Source organism: Algibacillus agarilyticus (assembly GCF_003286125.1).
In the GTDB taxonomy this organism is placed as follows: Bacteria; Pseudomonadota; Gammaproteobacteria; order Enterobacterales; family Alteromonadaceae; genus Algibacillus; species Algibacillus agarilyticus.
The window spans coordinates 1-7,356 of sequence record NZ_QMED01000058.1; the positions used below are offsets into that span (position 1 = coordinate 1).

The 7,356-nt window shown below is 38.9% G+C and carries 7 protein-coding genes and 1 pseudogene; all 8 read right to left on the minus strand.

The window, feature by feature from the left end; translation table 11 throughout:
- Nucleotides 1-80: 80 nt before the first annotated feature.
- Complete coding sequence (istB, locus tag DPX34_RS21310) at nt 81-833, minus strand: IS21-like element helper ATPase IstB (protein WP_111979296.1); 753 nt, start codon at nt 831-833, stop codon at nt 81-83.
- A gap of 11 nt (nt 834-844) precedes the next feature.
- Nucleotides 845-2,389: an IS21 family transposase gene (istA, locus tag DPX34_RS21315; protein WP_111979360.1), complete on the minus strand. Its 1,545-nt coding sequence runs from the start codon at nt 2,387-2,389 to the stop codon at nt 845-847.
- Between the two features lie 574 nt (nt 2,390-2,963).
- Nucleotides 2,964-3,167, minus strand: a pseudogene (locus tag DPX34_RS21320) (transposase); the annotation flags it as partial.
- A 195-nt stretch (nt 3,168-3,362) separates the two neighbouring features.
- Entirely contained in the window at nt 3,363-3,851 is a 489-nt protein-coding gene (locus tag DPX34_RS21325; RefSeq protein ID WP_111980433.1) for a hypothetical protein, read from the minus strand.
- A gap of 89 nt (nt 3,852-3,940) precedes the next feature.
- Entirely contained in the window at nt 3,941-4,330 is a 390-nt protein-coding gene (locus tag DPX34_RS21330) for a hypothetical protein (RefSeq protein WP_111980434.1), read from the minus strand.
- A gap of 584 nt (nt 4,331-4,914) precedes the next feature.
- Nucleotides 4,915-5,790, minus strand: a complete 876-nt coding sequence (locus DPX34_RS21335; RefSeq protein WP_111980435.1) for a class I SAM-dependent methyltransferase — start codon at nt 5,788-5,790, stop codon at nt 4,915-4,917.
- Entirely contained in the window at nt 5,768-6,367 is a 600-nt protein-coding gene (locus DPX34_RS21340; protein WP_111980002.1) for an FcoT family thioesterase, read from the minus strand. Before DPX34_RS21340 ends, DPX34_RS21335 begins: the two co-directional genes overlap by 23 nt.
- Before the next feature lie 2 nt (nt 6,368-6,369).
- The gene (locus DPX34_RS21345; protein WP_111980001.1) at nt 6,370-7,296 is read right to left on the minus strand and encodes a TauD/TfdA dioxygenase family protein; all 927 of its coding nucleotides are present in this window, start codon (nt 7,294-7,296) and stop codon (nt 6,370-6,372) included.
- Between the last annotated feature and the right edge of the window lie 60 nt (nt 7,297-7,356).

Below are 7,356 nucleotides of genomic sequence, written 5' to 3' on the forward strand. Positions count from 1 at the left end.
TTGCGTAATAACATGATGCCGATCGCTTAATAACATCGATGGCGATCACAATTTCTCACGATTGTAGACCTGATAAAAATCTAACTGACGTGATCGGCTTCCGTCAATTTATTTCTTCTTTTTCTCATTGATTCTCCTTTTAATTCGATCTTGATCGCACTGTGAACAAGTCTATCTAAGATCGCATCAGCGTGTGTCGATTCTCCAATCATTTCATACCAACTGGTGACGGGAAGCTGACTGGTGATCATGGTCGATTTGAAGTCATATCTTGCATCGATAATCTCAAGTAAATCGCTACGTTGTTGGGCATTGAGTGGCTCAAGTCCCCAATCATCTAAGATCAGCAAGTCGCAGCTTTTGAGTTTGTTGATTAACTTTCGATAGCTACCATCTGCTTGCGCCATAAACAGCTTTTCCAGTAGTTCTTTTAAGCGGAAGTAGTAAACGCTATGTTCTTGCTGGCAATAATGATGACCCAGCGCGCAACTAAGGTATGTTTTGCCACAACCCGTTGCCCCCGTGATCAATAAGTTATGCTGTTGAGTTAACCATTCACCTTGTGCAAGGCTACGGATCTTATCTTGGCTTAACCCTCGCTCTGCTTGGTATTCTAGTTCTTGTAAGTTAGCTTTAATTCTAAATTTGGCTTGCCTGGTGAGGCGTTCAATACGCCGCTGCTCCCGTCCCGTAATTTCATAGTCCAGTAGCAAGCTTAATCGCTCTTCGAAGCTTTGTTCCATATAGAGATTAGACTGCTCTTTTTGTTGTAATAAGGCGGCTTTAACACCGCTAAGTTTTAATGTCGTTAACTGGTTTGATAATGTATTCATGTGAATATTCCTTAATGATAGTAGTCTTGACCGCGGATGTTTTGATGCTCAATGTCATTAAGCAAGTCTCTTTGTTCATTCGGTAGTGGCTGTTGTTCTAACCCTTTACTGAGCATATTGCTGATGGCCTTAAGGTGCGTCACTTTTGTCTGCAATGCTCTGGCACAAGCTGCATTCAGTCGTTCTGGTGAATATTGTTTGGCTAGGTTTAATAAGCCAAGGCAGCGACGGTAACTTTGCTCAGGGTGTTTACGCGATTGTAGGTAGAGTCTAACCAAGGACTCGGTATGTTTGCCGATTTGCGCCGCCCACCGTTCAAGTCGTTGTGGCGACCATTGTTGATGCTGACGATGCGCTTCGGGCATATGTTGTTCATTGGTGCTATGCCGGCCTACACCATAAGCTCTTGGGTGAATAGCCACCAGCTTATCTTGGTGGTAAATCTTCACTTGTTGGTCACCTATATGTGCTTCAAGCTTTTGTTTGACCAAGGAATACGGCACTGAGTAATAATGCTGTTCAACTTCTACATGGTAATCGATATGAACGCGTACCTTTTTAACGAAGGTATATTGATATGTGCTCTGTGGTAGCGGTTTTAAGGCGGGTTTATCAATGGCGGCAAACTGACTGGTTCGACTGCCAGGGTGCTTTTTCATTTTCCTGTTATTCATATCGTCAAGCAATTCTGCGATACGCTGGTTAAGTTGTTTCAAGCTGAAGAAGGTTTCATGGCGAAGGCGAGCCATGATCCAACGTTCAACAATTTGCACGCCTACTTCCGCTTTCGCTTTATCTTTGGGTTTATAAGGCCGAGCAGGAATAACCGTCGTATCATAATGCTCTGCTAATTGTTGATAAGTGGGGTTTAAATCTGGCTCATAGCGACAAGCTTTCGTTACGCCGCTTTTAAGGTTGTCCGGTATCACCAGTTCCGGCACGCCGCCGAGAAACTCGAAGCAGCGAACATGGCTCATTATCCAATCTTCTAACCCTTGTGATAGCGTGGCTTCAGCGTAGGTGTAATTCGACGCCCCCATGACCGCTACAAAGACTTGAGCCGTACGGTATTCACCTGTTTTGGGATTAACAATCGGTAGGGTTGGCCCGCAATAATCAACAAACAATTTTTCACCCGCTTTGTGGTGTTGGCGCATAGAAAGCCTTTGCGTTTTAAGCCAAGCTTTATATTGCCTGCAATAGTGATTGTAACTGTAATGCCCCTCTGGGTGTTGCTCTGCGTACTCTTGCCACAGCAGCAAAAGGGTCATGGTTTTACAGCTTAACGCTTGTTTGACCGTAGACCATTCGGGTAGCGAAAATTGTTTAGGTTTTGCCTTGGTATTGAAAAAGGCGTGCTTTAACGAGACATCATCCCATTTATCTTCTAAAGGCCATTGACTCAACCCTAGCTGAGCAGCTCGGTTCGCATAAGTCGAAACAGAAGATGGAGATATGGACAAGCTTTTGGCTATTTGACGATGCGTTAAGTTTGAACCGTATTTTAGTCGAAGTATTTCTTTAAGTTTTCTCATAGATATAGGTGCCGTTGGCATAGTTATCCCCATCGCAATTAAAACGATAAGAATAACGATTAAACACACCTACAATGCGTGAGAAATTTGATTAGGTAGCAAATAACATCAAGTCGATCACTCAATAACATTTTTGTTAAAAGTGATCGGCATCGATGTTATTGCATGATCGCGATGGATGTTATTAGCTGATCGGCATCAATGTTATTAGGTGATCGCGATGCATGAAAATATGCACATCTGCGTAAACAGTCAGATATAACTTTGCTGTTAGCTCGCCAGTAGGCCAACGCGTAGCGAAATATATGCAACTAAACATAATTAGGATTACGAGTGATGAAATTATTAACAGAATTCGATTCATGGAATATAACGAGCTTGTAGAATAACTCGTTTTTATTGTTATTTTTAATTGCATTAAACAGTATCTGAGTTTGTCAGTCGCTTCAATCTTATTTACCGTATTTTTTGAGGGTATTTATGNTATTTACCGTATTTTTTGAGGGTATTTATGCTGATTAGCTATTTCAGGTGAGTGTGATTTGGGGGGCTGTTATGCTGGTTTTTACCGTAAATAGAGGCTGTTTTGCACTATCTAATGTAGTTTGCTTCTTAACTTCTCAATATTATGCACTAAACAATACAGTTGCCATTGGGTATTCACTTTTTCTTGACCCCGTAACGTGAATTTATTCATGCCTTTATTCACGGTAATGTTACCAAAAATGGGCTCTATTGTGCCTAACCTTTTACTGTATTCTCGTCGCCCTACGGCGCTATCTATTTTTATCTTCATTCTCGCTGTGTGATTTAATTGTGTATCGGCATTTAATTCAAATTAAAACGACCATGCAGGACAGGCATATATAAACCTCATTAGACTACCTGAAATCTGAAGGGTTATATTCACTGCGCGATGGTTGGATAGCGCTTCACCATCCTAAATGAAACGCCCTGTGCGGAGCCGCTTGCAGGGTGTTGTGGGGGCTGAGGGTTAGATACCCTTGGCTACCCGATTAGCCGTCTCTTTCAGAGGCAAAACAAGATAAAATAATATAACGGCAATATAACTAAATAAAGCCCAGTGGCCAGACATTAATCTTAATGTATTTACAACATCATCTGGCTTTTCAATCTCTTCCATAAACGATGCCCCTATTACTGTCATGGCAGGATACACTGAAATAAAAGCACAAACAGTTAATGTAAATAATGCAGGTTTAAACTTGGCTGCCAAGTAAAAGCCAAGATAGACGTTCTTAAAATGTTTGAATACTCCTTTTAAAAAGGATTCTTTATGTTTGGTTTTATCTCGTTTATTTATGTAATACATAGCTGAAAAACATGAAACCATACTAGTGATATGAAGAAACAAGAAGTACTGAAACGGTAGATTATCCTCAAAATTAGAAGCTATGTATGCAACCAAACTCAATAAGAATGATCCCAAAGTTATATACTTAAAAATGCTTAATTTATTCATAGACTGCTAACGCCAATTTAAGGGGGTTATAATTATTTGCTAAAATTGTGTAGCGAAGCGAAACCGAGCAAACAGTTAGTCGTCCCGCTTTAAATTCTTATAGTTGCTATTTTACCGAGCTTTTTTTGCTTGTAAAATTTGATTGCTTCGTAAACAGATAAAAAAAGCATACCAGCCGCAAAAACTTGAAAGGCAAATACGATTTCAGGTCTGCCACAAGAGCCTGACATTTGTCCCCAGTGCCAAAGATAAGCAGGGAAATATGTGAAAGTAGCTATGAATAATAGTGGAACCCAAACTCTATTTCGGTTTGAAGTAAGGCGCAGTCCGATAGATATTACCAATAAAACTATTGCGGACAGAAAATAAAATTTTGCTTGGGACTCATGTAGTTCGGTAAGTCCCGGCGGTGGCTGAAAGCATGCATAGCTATTAAGAGAAAATAACGAAAACACAACTAATGCGATAATTTTGAACATAGCTTCCCTAGCAACTTAATACCAATAATTCTTATAAGCCATTCATAAACAGCGTTTAAAAAATATCCGTATTGCTTAATATTTATTTAATAATGTCAGTACGTTAGCATCAATTTAACTTTACATTCAACCTTAAATTAAGCCTATAAAAACGAGCCATTTACACTTTTGTGAAAGAACAGGCCATATTTAGCCTATTATGTAAAATTAAAAACATATGGGTGACTTATAGCGACATCTCCTTATTTAAAATCTATATGGACTGAACTTCGCACTCGCCGATATAGCAAACGACCATGCAGGACAGGCATATATAAACCTCTGATTTAATTCGATAATACATAAGTGAATCGACTACCCATCGATGACTTTTATTGAAGGGTTTTATTAAATTAGACTGACACAGATTTTTGGACGCCTTCCTTGAATTTGGCGGGCCGGATTTCTTAGAAAGGCGGTCCCTGATAATTAGTAAGTAATAAAATCATTACTTTCTGTGCCTGCCGACGACGTTGTTAACCCAGATGATAGTGTTAGTTAAAGCCATTTACCGCCCGTTTATTTTTGACTAGCTTAGAGCGTATTTATTCGTTTACACAGTGTGCAATACGCACATGCCCAAGTGTGCGGCCTAGCAATTTATTATCTGGTTTCAATAGATATAAATTTTCTAATTCATCGGCTCCAAAATCTGAATCTAATTTTAGATTGTTATCAATGACAAAACGGTTGATTTCATCTGAGTTACAACCAAATAAAAAAGGTTCGTTTATTTTTTTAAGCCAATGGGCTATTTGTTTGCCGCCGTAAGTTGAATGATCCCCATTAACAAAACTACGCAATGAATAATCAAATACAATTGAACTGCCTTTAGCACATTGTGCCGTTAATTTTAAAATGTAACTAACGACTTCTTTTTCTAGGTAATACGAAACGCCTTCCCAAATAAAAAGCGTAATTTTAGAAAAGGAGAAATTATTTTTTTTGAGCTCAAGGGCGATGTCTTCTTGATTAAAGTCGATAGGAATGTAGCTAACATTATCTGGAATGTTGCAATCTGTTTGCTTTAGTTGATTTAATTTATAAGCTTGCGTTGGCGGAAAATCTAATTCAAAAACATTGACCGATCGTAACACTTTTTTATAGCGTAATGCGCGCGTGTCATAACCTGCACCTAATATGACAACCTGCTCGATACCGGAGTCGATTTGTTGTTGTAATATTTTATCAATATGCTGTGTACGGATGATCGAAAAGCAATAACTACCTGGGTGCAAACGCTCAATCAACTTGCGCCGTAGCCATCGTGGACGCATTTTAGCTAACATAGAATATTGTCCATCAATAAAATTATCCGCTAAATAATCTGCTTGATAGCCTAAATTTATATTGTCTTGTTGAGTTGCCGCCCTTAACGCAGCAACGGCTTGTGCCGATTTAATGGCTTTGTGCATTTGCATTGACCTCTTTTAAACCGGGTACATAACACGCAAGCACGTTTCCTTTTGCAGCGATACCTTGCTCATCATAAAATGCAATGCTGGTGTGCATAAACAAACGTCCTTTAATTACTGAAAGTTTATCAACCGTGAATAGCCCTTCAAATGCTCGACTGTTTAGAGGCCTTAAAAATTTAGATTCGAGTTTGGATATTAATATGGTAGCTAACTGATCTTCAAAAAAGTCCTGTAACGTTTTAGGGCATAACGCAGCCCATTTAGGATTTAGAGCTTTAAATATACCGGACTCTATGCACTGAGCGACAATGACATATGACAGTTGATTAAAACAGATATTGAATTCAACAGCATTAAAATGGCCAGTATCATCAATGTAACAACTTTTTTCTATGGCAAATTGACCTCGAGCGGTAACAAGTGCTTCACTATTAACATCGTCGATAACGGCACTTTTCAAATAGGTGCTGTGACTAAAATACGGTTTAAGCACTTGTTTTAATAAAGTAGGCTCAATTAATAATGGATCGTTCGTTGGGCTTTTTGCTTTTTGTGTTGTTTGAGTTATTGCTGTAAGCATTGTTATACCTCCATTTCTGGAATGGCTACGCCTGCGTTTTCGCGTAAACTATCACATAAAGGCATACCGTCTAGCAGTGTGATCCTAAACATCATTGTTTCTTCTTCTTTGGTTATTTCGGCTTGTAAGTTTTCTCCAACAGCCGCCTGACGGCCTGAACTGTGTTGTAAAAAACGGTTATCCCAAATGATTAGATCGCCTAAATTCCAGGTGACTTCTTTGATAAATTGTGCCTGTTCAGCAAAATCGAATAATTCATCTAAGATAACTTTACTTTGGTCTAGCCCTTCGTTTTTTACTTCAATAGTAAAGCCGCGACTCGCGTAAATAATTTTTTCTTTGGTGAAAGGGTGTGTGATCACCGCAGGGTGCTCAACTGGTGGCTGTACTGCATGGATCATGGCTAAAATTTCAGTTAAGTCTAAATTTATATCTTCTGGTCTGACTTTATAGCGCCAACGACCACTATGAATAAATGTCATTTTTGATAAGGTTTGCTGCTGTTTTAATGACATCGCTTGGTATACTTTCGCCATATCAATAAATCGAGTCGTCCGTTTTATTGTTTTGGGCATAACTTTAGGCATTAACATGGTGAGCACTTTAGGGTTTTGTTCAAAAGCGGTATCTGAATGCCAATACCCTCCCGTTCTGGCTACGCCCATTTTGTCTTTTGTCTTTTGAATATTTGATGAAACGAATATTTCTTTGTGATCAGGGTGGTGATAATTTTCCTGTAAGTAGGGCACCGGTGTTGCAAATTTATTGGCAAAATCAACATATTCTTGATTGGTGAGTGTTTGATTTTTAATAATCACCAAGCGGTTTTCATACAGTGAAGATTTAATGATTTTTTCATCTTTTTCTGTTAGCGAATTGATATTAAGTCCGTGTAATTCACAGCCAAAATCATTTTTAAATATTTCCATATTATCCTCTTTTTTATTGTTATTTACGCTAACGATCTAAGTGATTTAGAAGCAAGCCAT

Bases quoted from the DNA above. Each gene is read 5' to 3' on its own strand.
- DPX34_RS21345 (WP_111980001.1), bottom strand. From the start codon at position 7,296: ATGGAAATATTTAAAAATGATTTTGGCTGTGAATTACACGGACTTAAT.
- DPX34_RS21330 (WP_111980434.1), bottom strand. From the start codon at position 4,330: ATGTTCAAAATTATCGCATTAGTTGTGTTTTCGTTATTTTCTCTTAAT.
- DPX34_RS21335 (WP_111980435.1), bottom strand. From the start codon at position 5,790: ATGCAAATGCACAAAGCCATTAAATCGGCACAAGCCGTTGCTGCGTTA.
- DPX34_RS21325 (WP_111980433.1), bottom strand. From the start codon at position 3,851: ATGAATAAATTAAGCATTTTTAAGTATATAACTTTGGGATCATTCTTA.
- DPX34_RS21340 (WP_111980002.1), bottom strand. From the start codon at position 6,367: ATGCTTACAGCAATAACTCAAACAACACAAAAAGCAAAAAGCCCAACG.
- istA (WP_111979360.1), bottom strand. From the start codon at position 2,389: ATGCCAACGGCACCTATATCTATGAGAAAACTTAAAGAAATACTTCGA.
- istB (WP_111979296.1), bottom strand. From the start codon at position 833: ATGAATACATTATCAAACCAGTTAACGACATTAAAACTTAGCGGTGTT.